A 24,533-nucleotide genomic window follows, 5' to 3' on the forward strand; every position below is an offset into this window, starting at 1 on the left:
GTCATCCCCGTCATCTTCGTCACCACTGTCACCCCTGTCACCGACGTGACGACCGCCTTCGCCGGCAACGCCTGTGCCGACGGAACGCCTGCTGTCTTCGGGGTATCCGGTTCTACTGATGGCTGGGCTGCCGTCTTCGGGGTCATCGGTTGTACCGATGGTGTGGGTGTTGTCTCCGGGGTGACCGGCTCTGCTGGCGGCGTGGATGCCGTCTTCGTGGTGATCGGGCCTGCCGGAGGGGCGGCTGGCGGCTTTGACGCGGCCGACCCCGCAGAAGGCTCCGGATGCGACGGCGATGGTGACGGCGGCTGGGGCGGCTCCACCCAAGCTGGTCGGAGTGGCTGCTGGTCGTCGGACCGGCCGTTCAGCTGGTCGTTGAGCTGGTCGTTTCCTGTCATGGCACCAGACCGCCGTCCACGCCGAGGACCTGGCCGGTGACGAAGTCGGCGTCGGGGGAGAGCAGGAACGCCACAGCGCTCGCGACGTCATCAGGACGGCCGAGGCGGCCGAGCGGCGTGGCGGCGATCGTGGCGGTACGGGCGTCGGGTTCGAGCGTGGACAGCATGTCGGTCTGGATGTAGCCAGGGGCCACGGCGTTGACCCTGATCCCGGAGCGACCCAGCTCTTTGGCGGCGGCGAGGGTGAGGCCGATGAGCGCCGCCTTGGAGGCAGAGTAGACGGCCTGCCCCGGGCCGCCCGCACGGCCCATGACCGAGGAGACGAGGACGATCGAGGGAGAGGTCCCGCGCCGCAGGAGCCTGAGCGCCCCCTGCAGCGTGTGGGCCGCGCCGATCGCGTTGATCTCGAAGAGACGGCCGACCGTCTCGGTGCGGACCATGCCGAGGAGACCGGCGGCGTGGATGCCGGCGTTGATGACGAGCGCGTCGAGACGGCCGTGGCGCTGGTGGATCCGCCGCATCATGGCCGAGATGAGGGTGGGGTCGGCGACGTCACCGTGCACGGAGTCCGTCAGACCGCCGGTCTGCGCCGCCACCTCGGCGGCGGCCTTCTCGGCGCGTTCCTCGTCGCGGCCGTGGAGCACGACGCGGTCGCCGTCGGCGGCAAGCCGGACTGCTGTCGCGCGGCCGATCCCTGTCGTTGAGCCTGTGATGAGGACGACGCGGGGGGAGGCGGTGGCCGGGCTCATGCGTCGCCCTGAGGAGCGGTCGGAGAAGGGCTCGGCTGTTGTAGGGCGGGTGCCTAGGCCGGTCCACGCGGTTGCGTAGTCCATGGCGGTGCCGGCGGTGCGAGGGCTGGGGGCGGCTGTCGTTCGTACGGGGCTGTTGCGGCTCGGCTCCGGTCGTGGAACGTCCGCTGCTTCGTCTTCGGAAGGCGCCGCAGCGGCAGGGCCGCCGGAAGCCGACGCTTCGACGGTGTACGCGCCGGTGAAAGCCGGCGCGGCGGCGGGCTCGCCCGGGAACACTACATCGGCCGTGAACTCGTACGGGGAGGCGACGGCGCTTGCTGGGCCGCTTGCGGGCGTTGCTTCAGTGTCGGGATCACTGGGAGACGCTGGTGTGATGGCGTGACCACCGGAAGGGGTCGGCTCGGCGGCGGCGGGGCCGTGCGGAGAGGCTGCCTCGGCGGGAGAGGCGCTCTGGGAGCAGGCTGCCGGAGCAGCGGCGGCGGCAGCGGCGGCGCTGCCGCCTTGTGGAGTCGTCGTGGTGTCGTCGTGCGGCGTCGCAGTGGTGTCCTCGTACGGAGTCACCGTGGCGTCGGCGTGCGGTGTCGCAGTGGTGTCGCTGTGCCGTGACGTCGTGGTGTCGCCGGTGTCCCTGGACGGGGGCGCGGGGGCGCGGAGCCCGGCCGCCTCCCGATCCGGTGCCGAGTCCGGTGCTGAATCCGGTGCTGGGTCCGGTGTCATCGCGTCCTCCCGTGTGCGGTAGACGCTGCCTGGTCCGTTGTCATGCCGCCCCCAATGGCTCGGACGATGGCTGGCCCGGTCTATGGCACCCCCGCTGGACCGGAGGTGAGCCGATGTGCGTCGCGAAGTGCGTCGTGGCGTCCCCCGACGCCTGCGCGCGTCGCCGGCGCGTCTGCGTGAACCCCGGTGCCCGGAGGTGCGCTCAGACGGCGGCGGTGCCGATGCCGTGCTGTTCGAGAAGCTCGGCCGCCGCCGCGAACGAGCTCATGTCGATCATCTCGTTGGTGTCGATCATGATGGAGAACTCGTCCTCCATCGCGGCGACCAGCGCCATGTGAGCCAGCGAGTCCCACTGCTGGATGGCGCGGTATTCGAGGTCGTCGACGGGTGCGTCGGCGGGAAGGTTGAGAGATCTGCGGAAGACGGCCCGCAACCGGTCGAGATGGCTCATGATCACTCACTAACTCTCTGTCCTCAGGCCACGACCGAGTGTAGCGGCATTTCCGGGTCAGGAGAAACCAAGGCCCCGCCGGGAGTAATGGAACCGTATAACGGCGAGTGGGGCATGTTCGGGGCTGGGAATGTCGCATGGGGCGCGCCAACCGCTACGGGGGAATGATGGACGAATCCAATCACTGGTACGGGCACTCGCGCATACTCGGCAGATACTGTGAGATGCCGGACGAGACGCCGAAGCGCATCCAGGGTTTCCTTCAGCACGGATGGAACTATCTGCACGGATTCCCGCCGAACGACCACTGGTGCAGCCCTGGTTATCCGCGTTTCGTATGGTCTGACGTGCTGCGTCGGCGAGGCTGGTCGATGGGCCGCAGAGGGCACTACCTGATCGGCGCGCCCTGGATCTACCTCCTCCATCTGGAGCCCGAACTGGGCGTCACCACAAAACGCGAAGGTACGATCTGGTATCCCTTCCATGGCTGGGAGAAGAGCTCTGTCAGGGGCGATCACGACCGGCTCGCCGCCGAAATCCGAGATGTCGAGACAGAGTCGGTAACGGTCTGCCTTTACTGGCTGGAATTCGCAAATCCGGACATCCGGCAGGCGTATGAATCGCGGGGATTTCGGGTTATTTGTCATGGTGAACGCGGCTCCCGCTGGGAGAGCAAGGGGCGCGACTTCCTGCGCAAGCAGCTGATCCAGCTGAGGCGTCACCGCAGGGTGGCCTCCAACCGGCTCGGCAGCGCGCTGTTCTACGGCGCGTCCGTGGGCTGCGAGGTCGCGGTGTACGGGGACCCCATGCAGTACGAGGACGAACGCCCCGAATACGGCGGCACCGCGCGCCGGATACGGCTCTGGCCCGAATTGCACGGCGTGCGCGTCGATCCGGGGCTGGCGGCCGAGGTGGCGGGGCGGGAGCTGGGATTCGAGTATCAGGCGACACCGGAGGAGCTACGGCGCATGTTCGGATGGAAGCGGGTGCGGTACGCATGAACGAGGCACCCGGGAACGTCCGCTTGGTCGGAGGGGAGATGCTGCTGTGGTCGGATATGGCCGACATGTCGGGCGGCGTCACCGACTGGCGAGGGGCGGCACTTGAGCTGATCAGGCGGATGGTGCCGGCGAGCGGCAAGGTGCTGCTGGTCGGACCGCACCCGCAGACGGTGGTGGACGAGGTGATCGCCCAAGCCGGGCTGACGGGGGAGGAGTCGGCCGCCCCAGCTGGGCTGGCGGAGGACGAGACGGTCCTCACCCCACTCGCGGGGAGGGTGGCCGTGCTGGTGCGGTCCTATCCTGACGCCTGCGCCCTCGCCGAACGCCACTCCGCCCTGGACGTCTTCTGCGGCAGGCTGGAGGCGTTCGCCGCCGACGAGCCGTACGATCTCGTGCTGGCGCTCGACGGCCTGCTGCGGACGCATTCCGCCGAGGCGCCGGCCGCGTCCTGGGCCGAGTCGCTCGACGCCCTGTCGGCCCTGGTCGCGCCCGGCGGGAGGCTCGTGCTCGGCGTACACAACGACCTGGGCGTGGACCGCCTCCTGGAGGCGCGCCCGGCCGACCGGGACGGCGGCGACGACCAGTGGGCGCCGCACGGCTTCGACCCCAGCTACCCCAGCGGGCCGGGAGCGTTGGACGCCGCGCTGGAGTCGGCGGGGCTGAGCGTGCAGCGCTGCTACGCGGCCTATCCGTCGCGGCACGCGCCGCGCGCGTTGCTCGCCCGCGAGGCGCTGGCCTTCGACCTGCCGGACGCGCTGGCGTTCCCGCTGAGCGCCAGGGACGGTGACCGCATGCTGGTGGCCGACCCGCTGCGCCTGACCCGCCTGGTGTTCCGGCACCGCCTGGGCGAGGAGCTGGCCCCGGCGTGGCTCGCCGTCACCGTACGGCCCCCGCTGCTCACCAAGGAGCGGGACGACGCCGACGCGGAGGAGCGTGCGTACACGGCACTGCCCCTCGGTCTCGTCCAGGAGGGCGGCACCCTGTACGAGCTCACCCACACCGGCCTCAGGCAACTGCCCGACGGCGGCGAACGTCCCATCCCCGCCGGCCGTGTCCTGGAGGAGATCCTCGTCGAGGCGTGCGCCCGCGAGGACACCGCGACCGTCCGCGAGCTGCTGACCGCCCTGGCGGACTGGGTGGAGGACGGCGGCGACCCGGCGGCGGCGGCCGACAGCCTCGTGTACGACGGCGTGAGGTTCGCCCCCATAGGCGACCTCCAGGGCCCGCCGGCCCCGCCCGACCCCCGGATCGTCCTGTGCCGGATCCTGCTGCGGTTCGCCGTACGCCTCCAGGCGGCCGGCCATCACCACCCGTGGCCGTGGCCGCTGGACGCCGACGAGCTCACGCTGACGTTGTGCGGCATGGCGGGCCGCTCCTGCGACCCGGGCGACCTCGACCGTGCCCGCAAGCTGGACGCCGAGCTGGGGCAGCCGGCCGAGCCGGCCGGGCACGCGCCGACGTACCGCGACCTGCTGGGCGCCCGTGACCGTCTGGCGGACCAGCTCGCCGCGGCCCTGGCCAGGATCGCGCGGCTGGAGACCAAGCTCTCCTACCGGGAGCGCGAGCTGGTACGGGCCAGGGGAAAGCTGCGCAGGACCCAGCGGAAGGCGACCGCCTACCGGCGCACGCTCGGCTACCGGCTCTCGCGCCGCCTGGCCCGGCCGCGCCGGGTGGCACGGAAGGTCATCCGCCTGCTGTCCGGCTGACCGCGCGACCCGGCCCGCGCCTCGGCCAAGGACCGCGAGGACGACAGCAGGCCCCACGACGTCCCGGGCGCCAGATGACGTCCCAGGTGCCGGATGACGACTCGCCCAGACGGCGACCCGCCCAGACGGCCCACGACCACCCAGACGACCAACCACCACCCACTCAGACCACTCAGACAGCGACAGATTCAGACGGCGACAGACGACGCAGCGACGACGAGGAGTACACGTGCCGGTTCTCTCGGTGATCGTCCCGTTCCACAACGTCGAGAAGTACATCGGCCCCTGCCTGGACTCCATCCGCGCCCAGACCCTGGACGACCTGGAGGTGATCTGCGTCGACGACGGCAGCGACGACCACGGCCCGGACGTCGTACGGGCCAGGCAGGCCGAGGACCCGCGCATCGCCCTCGTCGTCCAGGCCAACCAGGGCGTGGGCCGGGCCCGCAACGTCGGCCTGGCCCGGGCGACGGGCCGCTACCTGGCGTTCGTGGACGGTGACGACACGGTCCCGCGTGAGGCGTTCCAGCGGATGGTCGCCTCCCTGGAGGCCACCGGCTCGGACCTGGCCTGCGGCAACGTCATGCGCCTGCACCGCAACCTGCTGGTCCCGTCGTGGGCGCACCGGGAGGCGTTCGCCGAGCCGAGGCGGCGTACCCACATCACCCGCCACCCGCTGCTGATCCGCGACCGGATGTTGTGGAACAAGGTCTACCGCCGCTCCTTCTGGGACCGGCTGGGGCTGAGCTTCCCCGAGCGCATGTACGAGGACCAGCCCGTCGCCATGGCCGCCCACGTCGGCGCGCGTTCGGTGGACGTCCTCGCCAGGGTCGTCTACCACTGGCGCGAACGCGACGAGCCGGGCGCCTCGATCACCCAGCGCAGCCTGGAGGTGGGCAACCTGCGCGACCGCCTGCTGTCGGTGCTGGAGACCGCGGACCTGCTGGCCCGCCGCGCTCCCCGGCTGAAGCCCGCCTTCGACCGCGACACGATGGACATCGACATGAGCGTCGCCGCCGAGGCCGTGGCCGGGATGGGCGGCGCCGCGGATCCGGAGCTGGTCGGGCTGATCGTCCGCTACCTCGACGGCGTGTCCCGCGAGGCGTGGCTGAGCGTGCCGTTCGCGCGCCGGCTGCAGCTTCATCTCCTGCGCGGGCACTGCCTGCCCGAGCTGGGCGACGTGCACGCCCAGGCCCGCGACGGCCGGCTGCGGCCACCGGTACGGCCCGCGGGGATCCTGCGCAGGCGCTGGCACGCCCGCCATCCCTGGCTGCCGGGCGGCCTGTCGGACGTCTCGGAGGAGCTGAGGCTCGCCGCCCGCCTGGTGGAGCTCGGCTGGCGGCGCGGGGTCCTGGTGGGCGAGGGCCGGGTGGGCGTCGGCAGCTTCGACGTGGGCGTGCTGCGCCGGGCGCGGGTGCGCGTGTGGCTGGAGGAGCGCCGCACCGGCGAGCGCGTACGGCTGTCCGACCAGGAGTCCGCGCCCGCCTGGGAGAGCGTCGAGGAGGAGGACGGGGTGCGGCTGCCACAGCACGTGTTCCCGTTCGCCTTCGCCTTCGACCCGGCCGCGCTCTCGGCCGCGCAGCTCACCCGGCGCGGCCAGTGGGACCTGCGCCTGCAGCTCAGGGGGCACGGGCTGCGGCTGGAGGGCCGGGTGGCCGGGCCGCGCTGGCTGCCGCCCGCCGTTCCGGCCCCGCGGCGCGCGTCCGGCGTGTGGGTGGTGCCGGTCCGTACCGCGAAGGGGGCCTGGGGCCTGCGCCTGCGCCTGGCCGAGGTGATCATCGGCGAGTGCCGGATGGACGGCGGCGACCTGGTGTTCTCGGGGGAGCTGGCCGACGTCGGCGACGGCGAGCCGGTGCTGCGGCTGCGCCGCAGGAGCGACGGCGAGGAGATGTACTTCCCGGTGGCGCTCGCCGGGCAGGACTTCCACGCCAGGGTGCCGCTCGCCGACCTCGACGAGAGCGTGGGCCAGGAGTCGTGGTGGGAGGTCGTGATCGACCAGGGCAAGGCGCTGCGCCCGCTGGTGCGCACCGGGCAGCGGCCGGTCGCCCTGGTGGCCGACCGGCGTTTCCTGGTGGACCGGAGCGAGGACGGCTGCCTGCTGCTCGCCGAGCGCTAACGCAGGATCGCGGCCAGCGTGTCGACGACGCGGTCCTGCTCGGCGTCGGTCAGGTCAGGGAAGAGCGGCAGCGACAGCTCCTCGGCGTAGTAGGCCTCTGCGGCCGGGCACATGCCCCGCTGGTAGCCGAGATCCTCGAACACCGGATGCCAGTAGACCGGGATGTAGTTGACCTGCACGCCGATGCCGGCCGCCCGCATGCGGTCGTAGACCTCGCGCCGCCGCCCATGGCGGACGCGCACGGGGTAGAGGTGCCAGTTGGGCGACACGTACGCCCGCCGCACGGGCAGCGTGAGCCCGGGAACGTCGCGCAGCAGCACGTTGTAGCGGGCCACCAGCTCGGCGCGGCGCTCGCGGAAGCGGGCCAGGCGCCGGAGCTGGCTGACGCCGAGCGCGCACAGCACGTCGGGCAGCCGGTAGTTGAGCCCGAACGCGTGCACCTCCTGGTGCCAGCCGCCCACGCCGGGGTCGCGCTGCGCGGCCTGCTCGCGCACGAGCCCGTGGTTCATGAAGCGGGCGGCCCGCAGCAGCAGCTCGGGGTCGGCCGCCGCGACCGCGCCGCCCTCGGCCGTGGTGACGGTCTTGGTGGGGAAGAACGAGAACGTCGTGAGGTCGGCGAGCGTCCCCACCGGCTGGCCCTTGTAAGCGGCCCCCAGCGAGTGGGCCGCGTCGGCGATCAGCAGCGCGCCGGCCCGCTCGGCGACCTCCCGGAGCTGGTCGTAGTCGGCGGGATGGCCCGCGTAGTCGACGGCGGTGACCGCGCGCGTGCGGCCGGTGACGAGCGCGGTCACCGCGTCGGGATCGAGGTTGCCGGTGTCGGGCTGCACGTCGGCGAAGCGCACCCGCGCGCCGAGCAGCGCGGCCGTGGCCGCCGTCGCCACGAACGTCAGCGGCGTGGTGATGACCTCGTCGCCCGGCCGCACGTCCGCCGCGACGTAGGCGACGTGCAGCGCGGCCGTGCCGGAGGTGACCGCCACGCACGGCACGCCGCCGGTCCAGCGCGCCAGCTCGGACTCGAACGCGGCGACCGCCGGCCCCGTGGTCAGCCAGTCGCCGCGCAGCACGGTGGTCACCGCCGCCACGTCGCTCTCGTCGACGGATTGCCGTCCGTAGGGGAGCATCAGCCGGTCACCATGTCGCGCAGGTCGTCGACGGTGAGCCACTGGTCGTTGGTGTCGGAGCGGTAGGCGAAGCCCTCGGGCAGCAGCTCCCCGCTCTGCGGCGGGCGGTAGCCCCAGGTGGCGATCGTGGGCTGCACGACGTAGCGGTCGGCCAGCCGCAGCGTGCGGCGGCCGTCGTCGGGGCCGATCATCTCCTCGTGCAGCTTCTCGCCGGGCCTGATGCCGATCTCGTAGATGGGGCTCTGCGGCGCCAGCGCCTCGGCGAGGTCGGTGATGCGCATGCTGGGGATGCGCGGGACGTAGAGCTCGCCGCCCTGCATCAGCTCGAAGGAGTCGACGACGAAGCGGACGGCCTGGTCGAGGGTGATCCAGAACCGGGTCATGCGCTTGTCGGTGATCGGCAGGCTGTCGCCCTGCTCGGCGAGGCGCTGGAAGAGCGGGATCACCGAGCCTCTGCTGCCCACGACGTTGCCGTAGCGGACCACGGAGAAGCGGGTCTCGTGGGCGGCGGCGTAGTGGTTGGCGGAGACGAACAGCTTGTCGGCGACCAGCTTGGTGGCGCCGTAGAGGTTGATGGGGCTGGAGGCCTTGTCGGTGGACAGCGCCACCACCTTGCGCACGCCGCAGTCGATGGCGGCCTCCACCACGTTTTGAGAGCCGGCGACGTTGGTGCGGACGTATTCGAACGGGTTGTACTCGGCCGTGTCGACCTGCTTGAGCGCGGCGGCGTGCACGACGTGGTCGACGCCGTGCATGGCCCTGGTCAGCCGCTCGCGGTCGCGGACGTCGCCGATGAACCAGCGCAGCCGCTCGTCGTCGGCGAAGAGCCGGCGGACTTCGTACTGCTTGAGCTCGTCGCGGGAGAAGACCACCAGGCGCCGCACCCCGATCGAGTCGAGCGCGTGGCGGATGAAGGCCTTTCCGAAAGACCCCGTGCCCCCGGTGATCAACATCGACGACCCATGGAGAATGCTCACGTCGCCCCCTGAAATCATGTGCCGGGCGGTAGCATAACGCGATCGGCCTATGACGCACTGTCACACGGGGGAATGGGGCTTTCGTGCGTATTGTCGGAATCATTCAGGCCAGGATGGGATCCACCCGGCTGCCCGGCAAGGTGCTGCGACAACTCGGCGACGGTGACCGGTCGGTGCTCGGCTGGGTGGTCCGCGCGGCCCGCGAGTCGGCCGCGCTCGACGAGCTGATCGTCGCCACCACCACGCTCCCCGAGGACGACGCGGTGGCCGCCGAGTCCGCCGGGCTCGGCGTCCGCTGCCACCGCGGCCCGGTCGACGACGTGCTCACCCGGTTCACGCAGGCGCTGGGGGAGCGGCCAGGAGAGGCCGTCATGCGGTTCACCGCCGACTGCCCGCTGCTCGACCCGACGGTCGTCAGGGAGGCCGCGCTCGTCTTCCAGGCCGTCCCCGGGCTCGACTACCTCAGCACGAGCCTGGCCCGCACCCTGCCGCGCGGCCTCGACGTCGAGATCATCGCGCGGGCGGCCCTGGAGCGCTGCGACCGCGAGGCCGTCTCCTACCACCGCACCCACGTCACCTCCCACATCTACACCGAGGCCGCCGGCGACGCCCGGCTGCTCGGGCTCGCCTACCACCCCCTCGCCGCCGACCTCCGGCTGACGCTCGACACCGAGGACGACTGGCTGCTCATCTCCCGCGTGGTGGGCGAGCTGGGCGACCGCTGCGTGCCGATGCGGGCGCTGGTGAGCTGGCTGCGCGACCGCCCCGAGGTGTGCGGGCTCAACGCCCACGTACGCCAGAAGGCGCTGCAGGACGCGTGAGCGCCGGGCCGCGCGTCGGGTTCCGCTGCGACGCGGGCGCGGGCAGCGGGGTCGGCCACCTCGTCCGCTGCGTCGCCCTGGCCGAGGAGCTGCGCTCACGCGGCGCGCGCCCGGTCTTCCTGGGAGCGGTGCGCGACTCGCCCTGGGCACTCGCCCAGCTCCGCGAGCGCGTACTCCCGCTCACCCCCGCACCCGAGTCGCCGGCCGCCCTGGCCGCGCTGGCCCGCGCGCTCCGGCTGGACGCGGTCGTCCTCGACTCCTACGACCTGCCGCCCGGCACGGGCGAGGAGCTGCGCCGCCACGGGCTGCCCGTGCTCGCCGTCGTCGACGGCGACCCGCTCGGCCAGCACGCCGACCTCTACCTCGACCAGAACCTCGGCGCCGAACACCGTCCGTTCCCCGCCGGGCCGGTGCTGGCCGGCGCCCGTTACGTGCTGCTGCGCGACAGCGTACGCCGACGCGCCCGCGCACCCCGCCGCCCGGACCGCGTCCCGGACGTCCTGTGCTTCTTCGGCGGCACCGACGCCGCCGGGGTCGCCCCGGCCTGGGCGCAGGCCCTGGGCGCGACCGGCGTGCCGTTCACCGCCACGGTGATCAGCCCGGCCCCGTTCGCAGCCGAGTCGCCGATCACCGTCATCCCGCCCACCGACCGGCTGCCGGAGCTGATGGCCGCCGCCGACCTCGTGGTCACCGCCGCGGGCTCGGCCATCTGGGAGCTGCTCTACCTGGGCGTGCCCACGGCGCTCAGCTGGGTGGCCGACAACCAGCTCATCGGCTACGACGAGCTGGTGGGGAGGGGCGTGGCGGCGGGACTCGGCGGCGCGCCCGGCCCTGAGGCTGTGGCCGTCCTGGCCAGGCTGCTGTCCGACCCGGCCGCCCGCGAGGAGCACGGCCGCCGGGGCGGAGGGCTGGTGGACGGCCGGGGCAGGGAGCGCGTCGCGGACGCCCTCCTCGCGCTGGTCAGATGAGGTCCCAGGTCAGCGGCGTGCCCTTCGGCACGTCGCGGACGAAGCGCCGCCCCGTCACCTCGCGCGCCGCGTCCGGCGGCAGCCCTCCGGCGGGCCGGACCGACCGTACGTTGCCAGGCCCCACCTCCTCGCCGGCCCGCACGTCGCGCACCACGTAGAGGGAGCGGCGAAAGCGCAGCCCCTCCCGCTCGGACGGCCGCGGCCCGAGCACCGGCTCGCCCAGCGCCTCCCAGGCCCGCGCGCTCTCCGTCACCAGCGCGGCCAGCTCGGCCGGCTCCAGCGAGAACGCGGAGTCCACCCCGCCGTCGGCCCGCGCCAGCGTGACGTGCTTCTCGATCAGGCACGCCCCTAGCGCCACCGCCGCCAGCGGCACGCCGATGCCGGGCGTGTGGTCGGAGAGGCCGACGACCTCGCCGGTGAGCGCGGCCAGCAGCGGCAGCGCCCGCAGGTTGCTCTCCGCCGGCGCCGCCGGGTAGGAGGCCGTGCAGGCCAGCACGGCGAGCCGGGTGCAGCCCGCCTCCCTGGCGGCGGTCACGGCCGCGCCGATCTCGCCGGCCGTCCCCATGCCGGTCGAGATGATCAGCGGCTTGCCCGTGGCCGCCGCGAGCCGGATCAGCGGCAGGTCCACCAGCTCGGACGAGGCGATCTTGTAAGCCGGCACGTCCAGCTTCTCCAGGAATTCGACGGCCGTCGGGTCGAACGGCGAGGAGAAGGCGGCGAGCCCCCGCTCCCGAGCCCGCGCGAACAGCGGCTCGTGCCACTCCCACGGCGTGCGGGCCCGCTGATAGAGGTCGTAGAGGCGTTCGCCGCCCCACAGCGAGTGCGCGTCGCCCAGCCGGAACGCCGGCCCGTCGGCGTCGACGGTCAGCGTGTCCGGTGTGTACGTCTGCAGCTTCAGCGCGTGCGCCCCCGCGTCGGCCACCGCGTCGACGATGGCGAGGGCCCGCTCCAGGCTGCCGTTGTGGTTGCCGGACAGCTCGGCCACGACGTACGGCGGATGGCCGGGACCGATGGCCCGGCCCGCGATGGAGATCATGCGTCTTCCCTCCTGAGCTCGATGGCGACGACGTCGCGCGGCACCCCGTCGACGACCCGGCGGTAGGCGGCGACCTCGGCGAACCCGAAGCGCCGGTGCAGCGATCTGACCGGCGCGTTGTCGGCCAGCACCTCGCCCCGCAGGACCGTCAGGCCGAGCGGGCCGAAGGCGTGCTCGATGGCCTCCCGCTCCAGCCCGGCCCAGGCCCGCAGCAGCGCCCCCGACCGTTCGAGGCCGTCGAGGTCGAGGTAGAAGCCCCAGTCGGCGCTCGCGGGCGACAGGTCGGAGTAGGCGACCACGCCGGCGGGGACGCCGTCGTGGTCGTAGATCAGCACCCGCCGGGTGGCGTCGGCGCGGACGGCCGCCCACCAGCGGGCGTGCTCGTCGGCGCCGATCTCGTGCGTGGTGAAGCTGGCGGCGCGCACCCGCGGGTGGTTGCGCCAGCGCCGCATGGCCGGGAGGTCGTCGTCGTGCGCGCCGCGAAGCATTCCGCCCCCTACCGTTCGTGCCCGTCCTGATGCTCAACGTAGCCGATCGGGCCGCCGGTAAAGAGCTCTTCAGGCGCGGGTCCCCGGCGCGGGCGGCGCGGCATGCTGCCCTCGAACGCACTTCCGCGAGGTCAAGGAGCCGCATCGGCCATGATCCCCCTGCTCAGCGTCATCGTCCCGTTCCACAACGTGGAGCCTTACATCACCGAGTGTCTGAAGTCGCTCGCCGCCCAGTCGCTGGACGACCTGGAGGTCGTCCTGGTGGACGACGGCTCCCTCGACGGCGCCAGGCGTGTCGCCGAGGACTTCGCCGCCGCCGATCCACGGTTCGTGCTGGTCACGCAGCGCAACCAGGGCCCGGGGCCGGCCCGCAACGCCGGGATCCGGGTGGCGCGGGGCACGTACCTGGCCTTCGCCGACGCCGACGACGTCGTGCCGCCCGAGGCGTACGAGCGGATGATCGGCAAGCTCGCCGAGACCGGCTCCGACCTCGCCTGCGGGGCGGTGGGGCGGCTCGTGGACGGCGTGCTGGAGGAGTCCACGCTGCACGAGAAGGTGTTCAGGCGGCCGGTGCTGTGCACGCACATCACCGACAAGCAGGTGCTGGTGCGCGACCGTACGGTGTGGAACAAGGTCTACCGGCGTGACTTCTGGGAGCGCGCCGGGCTGACCTTCCCCGCCGGGATCTACGAGGACGTGCCGGTCGCCATGCAGGCCCATGTGCTGGCCGGCAGCGTGGACATGCTGGGCGAGGTGGTCTACCACTGGCGGCGGCGCGAGGAGGGGGAGGACTCGATCACCCAGCGCCGCAACGAGCTGTCCAACCTCAACGAGCGCCTGGCCGCCATCCGCTCGGTGCGCGCCTTCCTCGACGAGCGGGCGCCGGAGCTGCTCGACGGCTTCGACGCGCTGGTGCTGGAGAAGGACATCCTCTTCCTGTTCCAGGCGCTGGAGAGGTGCGAGGAGCCGGGCCCGCTGCTCGACCTGGCCCGCGCCTGGGTGGCCGAGCTGGGGCCGGGGGCGGTCGCCGCCGCGCCGTCGCTGCGCCGCCTGGAGCTGCACCTGATGACGCGGGGGCTGGTGGCGGAGCTGCGGAAGGTACGCGACTTCCGCCGCGCCCGCGCCGAGTCCGGCACCCGCGTGGTGCCGCGCGGCTGGCGTACCACCGGCTGGTACGGCGACTACCCGTTCTTCCGCGACCGCCGGCTGCGCATCCCCGACGAGGTGTTCGACGCCCGCGACGAGCTCAAGCTGCTGGCCAGGGTCGACTCCTGCGCGTGGACGGGCGCGGAGTACCGCGTGCGCGGCGAGCTGGCCGTCCACCGCGTGGACCGGCGGATCGACCGGATGAACCTGTGGCTGAGCGACGGCCGCCGCAAGGTGCCGCTGGAGGTGAGCAGGACGGGCCGTGGGGGGTTCGTGACCGCGTTCGACCCGGCGCGGCTGGCGGGCGGCGGGCCGGCCTGGCGGCTCCAGGCCCGTACGGAGACCCGCGGCCTGGTGCTGAAGGGCTGGTGCAGGGACGGCGAGGCCGGGGGCACGTGGCGATTCACCGTGCCGGGTTGGTCAAGAACCGGCATGGACATCCCCCAGTAGTTCCAGACAGTAATCGCCAGAGCGCGCCCCGTGTTCATGCTGGTTGGCATGAGGACCTATTCGCTCGATGACGTCCACGAGACACGCAAGCGGAGAGACTCCTGGTGGACCGTGTATTTCGTGGACCCGGTCGCCTGCCGGGTCGCACTGCCCGTCGCCAACCACACCCGGATCACACCCAACGGCCTGACCGTGCTCTCGCTGGTCCTCGGCGTGGCGTCGGCCACCTGTTTCGCCATGAACCAGCTCCTGGCGGGCGCTGCGATCTTCTATCTCAGCTTCATGATCGACTGCGTGGACGGCAAAATCGCCCGGCTGAAGGGCACGGGGACGCCCTTCGGCCTCTGGCTCGACTACGTGGGGGACCGGATCAGGGTCGTGCTGTGCGCCGCGGGCCTGGCGTACGGGCAGTACGCGGTGACCGGCGACGTCGGCTATGTGGTCCTGGGCGCGGCGGTGGCCGTGCTGGACCTTTTCAGGTACGTCAACGCGCCGCAGATGAAGCGGGTCCGCGAGGCCGTCAGGGACGAGCGCCAGGGGGTGGCGCACGGGACGGCGGGGCCGCTGGGACCGGCAATGGAGCCCGTGGGGCCGCCGGAGCCGGACGATGACACCCAGCCGCTGGAGCGGGTGCCGCGCCCGTCCGGCTTCTTCCGCCGGCTGAACAGGTTCCTGGCCCGGCACCGGGTGCGTTCGCACCTGATCAGCGGCATCGAGTTCCATGCGGCGGTGTTCGTGATCGCGCCTCTTGCGGGGGCATGGGCGCTGATCCCGCTCGCCGCGGCGGCCGGGGTGCTGCTGCTGGCCAACGAGGTCTTTCTTGTCTACCGGATGTGGCGCTTCACGCGCAGGCACGCCGTCGCCTCCTCTCGGGAGAGCCGAGAGCACGTTCTCGTCTAAGTTTTCGGGGGTTAGTACGAAATGTCCGACAGGCCAGTCTTCGTCATCGGATGCCCGCGCTCCGGCACCACGATGCTCCAGCTCATGCTGCACTCGCACCCGCACATGGCGGTGCCGCCCGAGACCCGCTTCCTCGTACCCGCCTACTACCGCCGCCGCGCCTGGGGCGACCTGCGGATCGACGCGCGCCGCAGGGCGCTCGCGCAGTGGATCGCGACCGACCGCAGCACCAAGTTCCGCGAACTCAAGATCGACAAGGACGAGTTCGTCCAGCAGGCGGTCGAGGGCCCCGGCTCGCTCGGCTCCGTGATCGGCACGGCCTTCCGGATGTACGCCGACCGCTTCGACAAGGCCCGCTGGGGCGACAAGCGCCCAAGCTACGTCAAGCAGGTCGACATGCTGCTGCGGCTCTTCCCCGACGCCCAGTTCGTCCACCTCATCAGGGACGGCCGCGACTGCGTGGCCTCGCTGAAGGAGATGCCCTGGTACACGCTGGACTCCTTCCACGCCGTCTCCACCTGGGCCGAGGCGATCGACGCGGGGGCCAAGCTCAAGCGCACCCTGCCCGAGGACACCTACTACGAGCTGCGCTACGAGGACCTCACCGACGACCCCGCGACCGAGCTGAAGAAGCTCTGCCACTTCCTGGAGGAGGACTTCTCCGTCTCGATGATCTCCCCGCGCGAGGCGGCCAGCGTCGCCGTGCCCGAGCACAAGGTCTGGCACAGCAACACGCACGGCGAGGTCATCCGCAGCCGCGTCGGGAGCTGGGCCAACCGGCTCGACGACTGGGAGATCTCCCTGTGCGAGCACATGCTCGGCGACCGCCTGGAGGCCATGGGCTACGAGCTGACCGGCGCGGCCAGGCCGGCCAAGGAGCACATCGTGGCCGCCCAGAAGACCATGCAGAAGCGCCGGGCCAGCCGCCTGCGCAAGCACATGCGCGACCGCTTCAACCGGCTGCGCGAGCCCAGCCCGGTGGCCGCCATGCTGACCACGCGCCAGCGCTCGCTGTCCGGCGTCCCGCGCCAGCGCACCGAGATCACCGAGCCCGCGATCTAGCGACCCCACGACATGGGCGTGGTTCGGTCAGCGGTCGACGTGGGCGAACAGCCGCTCCCAGCCGTCCAGCACGTGGTCGAGGCGGAAGGCCTCGGCCCGTGCGCGGGCGTCGGCCCCCAGCCGCCGCCGCTCCTCCACCGAATCCGCCAGCCGGCCCAGCTCGGCCGCGAAGGCGTCCACGTCCCCCGGCGGCACCAGCACCTGGCCCGCCGCGCGCACGCCGCCCGAGACGTCGAAGGCCACCGACGGCACTCCGTGCGCCCCCGACTCCAGCAGCACGACCGGCAGCCCCTCGTGCTCGCTGGTCAGCCCCAGCACCGCCGCCGACAGGTACTCGGCGGACATCTCCGCGGCCGGGACCGGACCGCGGAAGACCACCCGGCCGGCCACGCCCTCCCGCCCGGCGTGCGCGCGCAGCCGCTCCCGCTCGCCGCCGTCGCCGATCAGGTGCAGCTCCCACGGCTCCGGCACGCCCGAGCGGGCGAACGCGCTGATCAGCCGGTCGAACCGCTTGACCCCCTCCAGCCGGCCGACGCCCAGCACCCGGGGGACGTCGAGCGCGGCCATCCGCGCCGGCCAGTGGGCCAGCGGGTTGGGCAGCGCCTGGGCGTTCGGCAGCAGGGCGTGCTCGGCGAAGCTCATGGCGTCGTCCTCGCTGAGGAAGACCGCCTGGTCCAGCTCGGCGTAGTGCTTCCTGATCGAGCCCAGGTGCCAGCAGCCGCGGGCGTGGTCGTACGAGCCGTGGTACTGGCCGATCGACCGGGAACCGGCCGGTAGCAGGTCGCGCACCCGGATCACCGCCGACGGCGAGGTCATCACCGCGTATCCCGGCTCGATGCGGCCGAGCAGCCGGCGCAGCCGCCGGTCGGCGCGGACGCGGGCCAGGCGGTTGCCGGGTTCGGCGCGGCTGATGACGTGGTGGTGGTAGCGCGGGCGGTCCACGTACCGGAACGGGGAGCGGGCCCGGTGCAGGCCGATGACGTGCACGTCGTGGCCCCGCCCGGCCAGGCCCTGGGCGAGGGTGTGCGTGACCTGCTGGATGCCGCCCAGCGTGTCGGCGTCCACGCAGGCGAAGACGACACGGCTCATCGGCGGGCCCCCACCCGGAAGAAGTCGTCGACGATCCGCGCCGCCGCGTCGCCGCGCTCGTCGGCGCACCACAGCTCGCGGAAGGCCGCGTAGCGTGCGGCGTGGGCCGCGTGCTCCTCGTCCAGGCGCCGCAGCACGTCCACCAGCTCCTCGGTCGTCGTGACGCACGGGCCGGGGGCGATGGCGGGCAGGTCGTGGTAGACGCCGCGCTCGGACAGCCGGTAGTCGTCCCAGTCGTCGAGGTAGAACACCATGGGCCTGCCGGTGATCGCGTAGTCGCACATCAGGGACGAGTAGTCGGTCAGCAGCGCGTCCGAGGCCAGCATCAGATCGTTGACCTCCGGATACCGCCCGGCGAAGCGGACGAAGTGCCTGAGGTGCTCGGGCGTCTCGTAGCGCTCCACCGGATGGGTGCGCAGCACCACCACCCACTCCCCGGCCAGCTCCTCGGCCAGCAGCTCCAGGTCGGCCCGTACCGACTGGCCGCTGCCCATGGCCCGGTCGCGGTAGGTGGGCGCGTAGAGCAGTACCCGCCGCCCCGGCGGAAGGTCCAGGAGCCCGCGTACGTCGCCGGCCGGCTCGCCGCGCACCAGGGCGTCGCAGCGCGGCGTCCCGTACCGGTAGACCTTGCCGGTGTAGCCGTTGGACGGCACGAAGATGCGGGAGAACTCCGCGCTCGGCGACACCAGCGCGTCCCACCGCGCCACCGCCGCGCGCCACTGCGCGCGCGGCCGGTCGAAGTCGGAGCGCAGGTCGGGCGCGTCGAAGCCGATCGACTTGATGCCCTGGCCGTGCCAGGTCTGCAGGTAGCGGGTGCCGCGCGGCTTCGGGTAGTCCAGCGGGAAGCCGTGGCTGTCCACCCAGATGCCGGCCCGCGCCATCGTCCAGAGGTGACGCCAGCTTCCGCGCCGTACCCTGCGGGCGCCGGGCGGGACGCCGCCATGCCCCTTGGCCAGCGACCAGACGACCTCGATCGGCAGGTCTCGGCGGCGCAGCTCCTCGTAGAGGGCGCGCGGGCTGCCGCAGCAGCCCTTGCCGACGTCGGACTCGAACAGGGCGAGGTCCGGGCGCGGGCGCAGCACCTTGACGAGCACCTTGTACGCCCGCAGCTTGTTCCGCGGCGTGCCGACCCTCCGTACGAGCCCCCGCCACAGCCGCCCGCCCAGCCGCCGCGCGCGTGAGCGCCCGGTGCTCGCGGCCCGTACGCACAGGTAGGCCGCGTGCCCCTCGGCCTGCACCCGGCCGCCGGGCAGCTCGATCGGCCGCAGGCGCGGGTCCACGATGATCCGGTCGGTCGTCGTGTGCCCGTCGGAGACGCGGGTGAAGCCGATCCTCGGCTCGCACTTCCCTGCGGGCGTGAAGGCGACCTCGCTGACGTAGCCACCCTCGCCGGACGGCTCCGGCCTGATCGGCACACGTTCCCTGCCGACCTGAAGGAACGCCGTCCATTCCGCCGGCAGCGCGCCGAACGGGTCGAAGGTGCGCACGGTCATCCGCACCCGGTCCCCGTCGCGTACCGGCTCGCTCGCCTCGTGCCGCAGCCGGGCGGCGGCGAAGGGCAGCTCGGCCAGCCGCAGCGGGGTGATGTCCAGGTCGGGGGAGACCGTCGTCCCCCAGTACGTGCGCCCGTCGAGCCGCACCGCCGCCCGGGGCGCGGCCCGCGGCCCGGTGAGCGAGCCGGCCGCGACGCGCAGGTCCTCGATCCGGTCGTCGAGGATGAGCCGGCAGCACACCCGTTCCATGGGCGCGGCCTCCTCCAGCACCTCGGCCGGGAGCCGCGCCAGGTACGGCCGGATGATCGAGGCGAACTCCTTGACCCACACCAGGTCGCGGGCCGGCAGCGGGTTGAGGTAGACCCGCAGGTCCTGCCGGACGAAGCGGCGCTGCCGGTGCGGCACCAGGTCCACGGCCCCGTGGGCGCGCAGCCGGTCGTCGCTCATGCGGGCGGCGAGGACCCGCTGCCGGACGTTGTCCAGGTCGTCCACGCTCAGCGAGATCGAGACGCCGTCACTGGCGCGGTGCCAGTGGTAGACCGTCCACGGGACGACCGCGAAGCGGTGGGCGAGGGCGTACAGGCCGGCGGCGAAGACGTGGTCCTCGTAGTCGAGGTCCTCGGGGAAACGCAGCCCCCGCTCGCGCAGCCAGGCCGTGTCGTAGAGCTTGTTGGTGCTGAAGGAGTCGAGGAACAGCTCCGGGTCCTCGCGGATGCCGGCCACCACGCGGCGGCGGGCGAACAGCGACGGGTAGTAGGGCCGAAGCTTGCCGCTGGGCTCGTACAGGCGGGAGATCTGTCCCGAGACGAACTGGGCGCCGGTGCGCTCGATCTCGGCGAGCAGGCTCTTGCAGGCGTGCCGGGGCAACTCGTCGTCGCTGTCGAGGAACATGACGTACGGGGCCGCCGCGACGTCCGCGCCGTCGTTGCGCGGCGCCCCGCAGTGCCCGCTGTTGACCTTCCTGCGCACGTAGCGCACCCGCGGGTCCTCCGCGACCAGGCTCTCGGCCACCTCCCGCGTGCCGTCCGTGCTCGCGTCGTCGGCGATGATCACTTCGAGGTCGCGCAGCGACTGGCGGAGCACGGAGCGCACGGCCCTGGGCAGCCGGGCGGCGTCGTTGTACGTGATGACGACCACGCTGCAGTCCGGCATCCCAAGTCCCCCCGCTGGTCGAACCATCTGCGGGGAGGGCCCTGCCCCCGAGCTGCGTGAAGTGTCCGGACTTGATGGAGTATTTGCCGAAAATCACCGCCGCAGACGACGAACGATCCAGATGACGATCAGCAGCGCCGCGAGCGCGCCCGCCACCGGCGCCAGCCGCTTGAGCACCGGCTGCCCGGCGATCTCCAGCAGGTCGAGCGCCTCCTCGTCGGGGGAGCGCGAGGTGCGGACCGTGCCCTGCGCGTGAGGTGGCGCCGGCTCGGGAGTGGGCACGGCCGTCAGGTGCCGTTCCTCCTCGTTCGGCTGCTCCTCGGCGGGCTCCTCGGCGGGCTGCTCCTGGACCTGGGGCTGCTCTCGTGGCTCGGACAGCAGCTCGGCGAGGTTGCCGGCGAACCTGTCCAGCAGCCGCGAGCCCACCTCAGCCATCACCCCGCGGCCGAACTGCGCAGGCCGCCCCGTCACGTGGAACGTCGTCTCCACGGCCACCGCCGTCGACTCCTCGCGCGGCGTCAGCCGGGCCTTGACCGTGGCCGACGCCGTGCCCGAGCCGCGGGCCTCCTTGCCCGACGCCTGGATGGTGAGCGAGCGGGAGTCCTTGTCCACGTCCTCGAACCTGGCCGAGCCCCGATAGGTGACGGTGATCGGGCCGACCTTGACCTTCATCCTGCCGGTGAACTCGTCACCCTCGTGAACGTCGAGCGTGGCCCCGGGCAGGCAGGGGGCGATCCGCTCGACGTCGAGCAGGACGGCCCACGCCTGCTCGACCGGAACCGGAACAGTGAACTCGTGCTCGAACCGCATCGCCATCGATCCGCTCCTTCTGCCGATGGTTCCCGACACTACGACGCGGCGGGGGCGCCCGGAAGAGACGCCCCCGCCAGGTCCTCAGCGGACAGGCCCGTCAGGGCGTGCCCGTGGCGGCGCGCACCGCCCGATGGGTCAGCACCCGGGCCAGGTGCCTGCGGTAGTCCGGCCGGCCGTGCAGGTCGGCCGGCGGCTCGGTGTCCGCCGCCGCCTCCTCACAGGCCCGCCGCACCTGGTCGCCGAGCTCCGCGCCCTGGAGCGCCGCCTCGGCCGCGTGGGCCCGGACCGGCGTCGAGCCCATGTTCGTCAGCCCGATCCTGGCCTCGGCGATCGAGCCGTTCGACCGTCTGACCGCCGCGGCCACGCCGACGATGGCCCACGCCTGCGCCGTACGGTGGAACTTCTCGTAGTGGAAGCCCCAGCCTGGCCCCAGCTTCGGGATCCTCACCCCGGCCAGGATCTCGCCGGCGTCGAGCGCGTTCTCCAGATAGTCGACGAAGAACTCGGCGGCCGGGATCTCCCGCTCGCCCCCCGCCGAGCGCGCCACGAACACGCCGTCCAGCGCCAGCACCACCGCGGGCAGGTCGCCCGCCGGATCGGCGTGCGCCAGCGAGCCGCCGAACGTACCCCGGTGCCGGATCGCCCGATCCGCCACATGGGCGGTGGCCAGCGCCACCAGCGGGCAGCCGTCGTTGACCGCCTCGGAGCGCATCACCTCGTCGTGCGTGGTCAGCGCGCCGATGTAGACATGGTCGCCGCGGTCGTGCACGCCCCGCAGCTCCGCCAGCCGCCCCACGTCCACCAGCTTCGACGGGTACGCCAGCCGCAGCCGCAGCAGCGGCAGCAGCGACTGCCCGCCGGCCAGCACCTTCGCGTCCTCGTCTTCGGCCAGGACCTGCGACGCCTCGGCCAGCGAGTCCGGGCGCACGTACTCGAACTGCGCGGGAATCATCGGCGCGCTCCTTCCAGTGCCCGCCACACCCGCTCCGGCGTGCACGGCATCTCGACGTCGCGCACGCCGGACGGGCGCAGCGCGTCCACGACGGCGTTCACCACGGCCGGGGTCGAGGCGATCGTGCCCGCCTCGCCGACGCCCTTGACGCCCAGAGGGTTGCTGGTGGCCGGGGTCTCGGTCCGGTCGAGCTGGAACGTCGGCAGGTCGGCCGCCGACGGCAGCAGGTAGTCGGCCATCGTCGTGGTGAGCAGGTTGCCGTCGGCGTCGTAGACGGCCTCCTCGTACAGGGCCTGCGCGACGCCCTGCGCGATGCCGCCGTGCACCTGGCCCTCCACGATGAGCGGGTTCACCACCTTGCCGACGTCGTCCACGGCCACGTACGAGCGGATCCGCACCATGCCCGTCTCGGTGTCCACCTCCACGGCGCACAGGTGGGTGCCGTGCGGGAAGGAGTAGTTGTCCGGGTCGAACGTGGCGTCGGCGTCCAGCCGCGCCTCCACGCCCTCGGGCAGGTCGTGGGCCGTGAACGCGGCGTAGGCGAGCTCCTGGATGGTCCGCTGCGCGTCCGTGCCCCGCACCTTGAACGCGCCCGCGGCGAACTCCAGGTCGTCGGGCGAGCATTCCAGCAGGTGCGCGGCCAGCGTACGGGCCTTGTCCTTGACCTTGTCGCACGCCCTCAGCACGGCGATGCCGCCCACCACGAGCGAGCGCGAGCCGTAGGTGTCCATGCCCTTGTGGGAGATCGCCGTGTCGCCGTGCAGCACCGTGACGTCCTCGAACGGCACGCCGAGCGAGTCGGCCACGATCTGGCTCCACGACGTCACGTGGCCCTGCCCGTGCGGGCTGGTGCCGGTGATGACCTCGACCTTGCCCGTCGGCAGCATGCGGATCGAGCCGTGCTCCCAGCCGCCCGCGCCGTAGTTCGACTCGCCGAGCAGCCGGGACGGCGCCAGCCCGCACATCTCGGTGTAGGTGCTGACGCCGATGCCGAGCTGCACCGGGTCGCCCCGGTCCCGCCGGTCGGCCTGTTCGGCGCGCAGCTTGTCGTAGCCGAACATCGACAGCGCCTTGTCCGTCGCCGCCTCGTAGTTGCCGGAGTCGTAGGTGAGCCCCGCGATCGTGGTGTACGGGAACTCCTCGTGCCTGATCCAGTTGCGCCGGCGCACCTCCAGCGGATCCACGCCCAGCTCGGCGGCGAGCTCGTCCATCATGCGCTCGATGCCGAACGTCGCCTCCGGCCGGCCCGCGCCCCGGTAGGCGTCGGTCGGCATCTTGGTGGTGAACACGCCGGTGCAGGCGAACTCGTAGGCGTCCATCTTGTAGATCGCGTTGAACATGGCCGCGCCCAGCATCGGCACGCCCGGCGTGACCAGCATCAGGTAAGCGCCCATGTCGGCCAGCAGATCGACCCGGAGCCCGCGCAGCCGCCCGTCGGCGTCGGCGGCCAGCCGCAGGCGCTGGAGCTGGTCCCGGCCGTGGTGCACGGTCAGGTTGCCCTCGGAGCGGCTCTCGGTCCACTTGACCGCCCTGCCGAGCCTGCGGGCCAGCAGCAGGCAGAGCACCTCCTCGGCCGTCACCTGCAGCTTCGAGCCGAACCCGCCGCCGACGTCGGGCGCGACCACCCGCAGCCGGTGCTCGGGGATGCCGGTCACCACCGCCAGCATCACCCGCAGGACGTGCGGGATCTGCGTGGAGGTCCAGACGGTGAACGTGTCGCCGTCGGTGTCGGCGAGCACCGCCCGCGGCTCCATCGCGCTCGGGATGAGCCGCTGCTGGCGGAAGGTGCGCTCGATGACGACCGGCGCGTCACGGAAGGCCGCCTCGACGTCACCCGAGACGATCTTCGTGCTGAACGCCTTGTTGCCCGCCTCGTGCACCTTCGGGCTGCCGTCGGTCAGCGCCTCCTCCATGTCGAGCACCGCGGGCAGCGGCTCGTAGTCGACCTCGATGGCCTCCAGCGCGTCGGCCGCCTTGTAGCGGTCGGTGGCGATCACGCAGGCCACGGCCTCGCCGACGTACCGGACCTCGGAGACCGCCATCGGCGGGTGGTCGGGGATGACGATGTCCTCGCTGACCGGCCACGCGCACGGCAGGCTGCCCTGCTCGTCCGCGAAGTCCTGGCCGCTGAAGGCCGCCACGACCCCGGGCAGCCCGCGTGCCCCTGACACGTCCACCCGGGTGATCCTGGCGTGCGCCATCGGGCTGCGCAGGAAGACCACGTGCAGCAGGCCGGGACGGGTCAGGTTGTCCGTCCACCGCGTACGCCCCGTCAGCAGCCGCGCGTCCTCCTTGCGCCGCCGTGGCCGGCCCAGCTCCGGCGTGGCCGCCGGCTCGTTGATCTGGTCGCTCTGCGCTATCTGCTCGGCCACCGCGCCGGTGTCCAGCTCGCTCACTGCGTGCTCACCGCCTGACCCATCTCCTGGGCGCCCCGGCGCACCGCCCGGACGATGTTGCAGTAGCCGGTGCAGCGGCACAGGTTGCCCTCAAGCCCTTGCCTGATGGCGTCCTCCGACGGGTCCGGGTCGTCCCGGAGCAGGTCGATCGCCGCCATGACCATGCCGGGGGTGCAGTAGCCGCACTGCAGCGCGTGCTCTTCGTGGAAGGCCCGCTGCATCGGGTGCATCGAGCCGGCCGTGCCGAGGCCCTCGATGGTGACGACCTCGCAGCCGTCGGCCTGCACGGCCAGCACCGAGCAGCTCTTGGCGCTCTTGCCGTCCAGCATGACCGTGCAGGCGCCGCAGTTGCTGGTGTCACAGCCGATGGGGGTGCCGGTCCTGCCGAGGCGGTCTCTGAGCAGATGGACGAGCAGGAGTCGCGGCTCGACGTCCTCCTCGTAGGTGATTCCGTCCACGGTGACGGAGATTCGGGGCATACGTCCTCCCTCTCAGGAGCGGGGGGAAAGGCGGACACACCCGAAATTACGC

20 protein-coding genes are annotated in these 24,533 nt (G+C 72.5%); 8 read left to right on the top strand and 12 right to left on the bottom strand.

Annotated elements, in window-relative coordinates:
• Nucleotides 1-394: 394 nt before the first annotated feature.
• Together BMW85_RS35130 and BMW85_RS35135 are read right to left on the bottom strand one after the other, a co-directional pair.
• Nucleotides 395-1,147: an SDR family NAD(P)-dependent oxidoreductase gene (locus BMW85_RS35130; protein WP_091090292.1), complete on the bottom strand. Its 753-nt coding sequence runs from the start codon at nucleotides 1,145-1,147 to the stop codon at nucleotides 395-397.
• Between the two features lie 919 nt (nucleotides 1,148-2,066).
• On the bottom strand, nucleotides 2,067-2,315 hold the full coding sequence (locus BMW85_RS35135; protein WP_091090572.1) for an acyl carrier protein: 249 nt from the start codon (nucleotides 2,313-2,315) through the stop codon (nucleotides 2,067-2,069).
• A 137-nt stretch (nucleotides 2,316-2,452) separates the two neighbouring features.
• Here BMW85_RS35135 and BMW85_RS35140 point away from each other — a divergent pair, with 137 nt between their 5' ends.
• From BMW85_RS35140 to BMW85_RS35150, 3 genes are all read left to right on the top strand, one after another.
• Complete coding sequence (locus BMW85_RS35140; protein WP_091090295.1) at nucleotides 2,453-3,316, top strand: hypothetical protein; 864 nt, start codon at nucleotides 2,453-2,455, stop codon at nucleotides 3,314-3,316.
• Nucleotides 3,313-5,022, top strand: a complete 1,710-nt coding sequence (locus tag BMW85_RS35145; protein WP_143082512.1) for a hypothetical protein — start codon at nucleotides 3,313-3,315, stop codon at nucleotides 5,020-5,022. Before BMW85_RS35140 ends, BMW85_RS35145 begins: the two co-directional genes overlap by 4 nt.
• Before the next feature lie 229 nt (nucleotides 5,023-5,251).
• Entirely contained in the window at nucleotides 5,252-7,138 is a 1,887-nt protein-coding gene (locus BMW85_RS35150; RefSeq protein WP_091090300.1) for a glycosyltransferase family 2 protein, read from the top strand.
• Here the strand turns inward: BMW85_RS35150 and BMW85_RS35155 are convergent.
• Both BMW85_RS35155 and pseB read right to left on the bottom strand, forming a co-directional pair.
• Nucleotides 7,135-8,259, bottom strand: coding sequence for a DegT/DnrJ/EryC1/StrS family aminotransferase (locus BMW85_RS35155; protein ID WP_091090302.1), 1,125 nt, complete (start codon nucleotides 8,257-8,259; stop codon nucleotides 7,135-7,137). The genes BMW85_RS35150 and BMW85_RS35155 overlap by 4 nt on opposite strands.
• Entirely contained in the window at nucleotides 8,259-9,236 is a 978-nt protein-coding gene (gene pseB / locus BMW85_RS35160) for a UDP-N-acetylglucosamine 4,6-dehydratase (inverting) (protein ID WP_091090304.1), read from the bottom strand. Before pseB ends, BMW85_RS35155 begins: the two co-directional genes overlap by 1 nt.
• Nucleotides 9,237-9,319: 83 nt before the next feature.
• Here pseB and BMW85_RS35165 point away from each other — a divergent pair, with 83 nt between their 5' ends.
• Both BMW85_RS35165 and BMW85_RS35170 read left to right on the top strand, forming a co-directional pair.
• The gene (locus tag BMW85_RS35165) at nucleotides 9,320-10,057 is read left to right on the top strand and encodes a cytidylyltransferase domain-containing protein (protein WP_091090306.1); all 738 of its coding nucleotides are present in this window, start codon (nucleotides 9,320-9,322) and stop codon (nucleotides 10,055-10,057) included.
• Entirely contained in the window at nucleotides 10,054-11,025 is a 972-nt protein-coding gene (locus BMW85_RS35170) for a PseG/SpsG family protein (protein ID WP_091090308.1), read from the top strand. The genes BMW85_RS35165 and BMW85_RS35170 overlap by 4 nt, the downstream gene beginning before the upstream one ends.
• On the opposite strand, the gene pseI is transcribed toward BMW85_RS35170, so the two are convergent.
• Nucleotides 11,018-12,061: a pseudaminic acid synthase gene (gene pseI, locus BMW85_RS35175; RefSeq protein ID WP_091090311.1), complete on the bottom strand. Its 1,044-nt coding sequence runs from the start codon at nucleotides 12,059-12,061 to the stop codon at nucleotides 11,018-11,020. The genes BMW85_RS35170 and pseI overlap by 8 nt on opposite strands.
• Entirely contained in the window at nucleotides 12,058-12,549 is a 492-nt protein-coding gene (locus BMW85_RS35180) for a GNAT family N-acetyltransferase (protein ID WP_091090314.1), read from the bottom strand. Before BMW85_RS35180 ends, pseI begins: the two co-directional genes overlap by 4 nt.
• 150 nt (nucleotides 12,550-12,699) lie before the next feature.
• On the opposite strand from BMW85_RS35180, the gene BMW85_RS35185 reads away from it, so the two are divergent.
• The 3 genes from BMW85_RS35185 to BMW85_RS35195 are packed head-to-tail and all read left to right on the top strand — an operon-like array spanning nucleotide 12,700 to nucleotide 16,107.
• Entirely contained in the window at nucleotides 12,700-14,145 is a 1,446-nt protein-coding gene (locus tag BMW85_RS35185) for a glycosyltransferase family 2 protein (RefSeq protein WP_177241044.1), read from the top strand.
• 48 nt (nucleotides 14,146-14,193) lie between these two features.
• Nucleotides 14,194-15,045 (top strand): CDP-alcohol phosphatidyltransferase family protein, encoded by an 852-nt coding sequence (locus BMW85_RS35190; RefSeq protein WP_245775244.1) that lies wholly within the window; start codon nucleotides 14,194-14,196, stop codon nucleotides 15,043-15,045.
• A gap of 21 nt (nucleotides 15,046-15,066) precedes the next feature.
• On the top strand, nucleotides 15,067-16,107 hold the full coding sequence (locus tag BMW85_RS35195) for a sulfotransferase family protein (protein WP_091090321.1): 1,041 nt from the start codon (nucleotides 15,067-15,069) through the stop codon (nucleotides 16,105-16,107).
• 27 nt (nucleotides 16,108-16,134) lie between these two features.
• Here the strand turns inward: BMW85_RS35195 and BMW85_RS35200 are convergent, their stop codons facing one another.
• The 6 genes from BMW85_RS35200 to BMW85_RS35225 form a co-directional block, all read right to left on the bottom strand.
• Complete coding sequence (locus tag BMW85_RS35200) at nucleotides 16,135-17,196, bottom strand: glycosyltransferase (RefSeq protein WP_091090323.1); 1,062 nt, start codon at nucleotides 17,194-17,196, stop codon at nucleotides 16,135-16,137.
• The gene (locus tag BMW85_RS35205) at nucleotides 17,193-19,841 is read right to left on the bottom strand and encodes a bifunctional glycosyltransferase/CDP-glycerol:glycerophosphate glycerophosphotransferase (protein ID WP_091090325.1); all 2,649 of its coding nucleotides are present in this window, start codon (nucleotides 19,839-19,841) and stop codon (nucleotides 17,193-17,195) included. Before BMW85_RS35205 ends, BMW85_RS35200 begins: the two co-directional genes overlap by 4 nt.
• Nucleotides 19,842-19,934: 93 nt before the next feature.
• On the bottom strand, nucleotides 19,935-20,657 hold the full coding sequence (locus BMW85_RS35210) for an SRPBCC family protein (protein ID WP_091090327.1): 723 nt from the start codon (nucleotides 20,655-20,657) through the stop codon (nucleotides 19,935-19,937).
• A 94-nt stretch (nucleotides 20,658-20,751) separates the two neighbouring features.
• Nucleotides 20,752-21,606 carry an FAD binding domain-containing protein gene (locus BMW85_RS35215; protein WP_091090329.1) on the bottom strand — a complete coding sequence of 285 codons (855 nt, stop codon included), beginning with the start codon at nucleotides 21,604-21,606 and terminating at the stop codon, nucleotides 20,752-20,754.
• Complete coding sequence (locus BMW85_RS35220; protein WP_425434400.1) at nucleotides 21,603-24,002, bottom strand: xanthine dehydrogenase family protein molybdopterin-binding subunit; 2,400 nt, start codon at nucleotides 24,000-24,002, stop codon at nucleotides 21,603-21,605. The genes BMW85_RS35215 and BMW85_RS35220 overlap by 4 nt, the downstream gene beginning before the upstream one ends.
• Entirely contained in the window at nucleotides 23,999-24,481 is a 483-nt protein-coding gene (locus BMW85_RS35225; RefSeq protein WP_091090331.1) for a (2Fe-2S)-binding protein, read from the bottom strand. The genes BMW85_RS35220 and BMW85_RS35225 overlap by 4 nt, the downstream gene beginning before the upstream one ends.
• Between the last annotated feature and the right edge of the window lie 52 nt (nucleotides 24,482-24,533).

The organism is Nonomuraea wenchangensis, from assembly GCF_900111685.1.
Lineage (GTDB): Bacteria > Actinomycetota > Actinomycetes > Streptosporangiales > Streptosporangiaceae > Nonomuraea > Nonomuraea wenchangensis.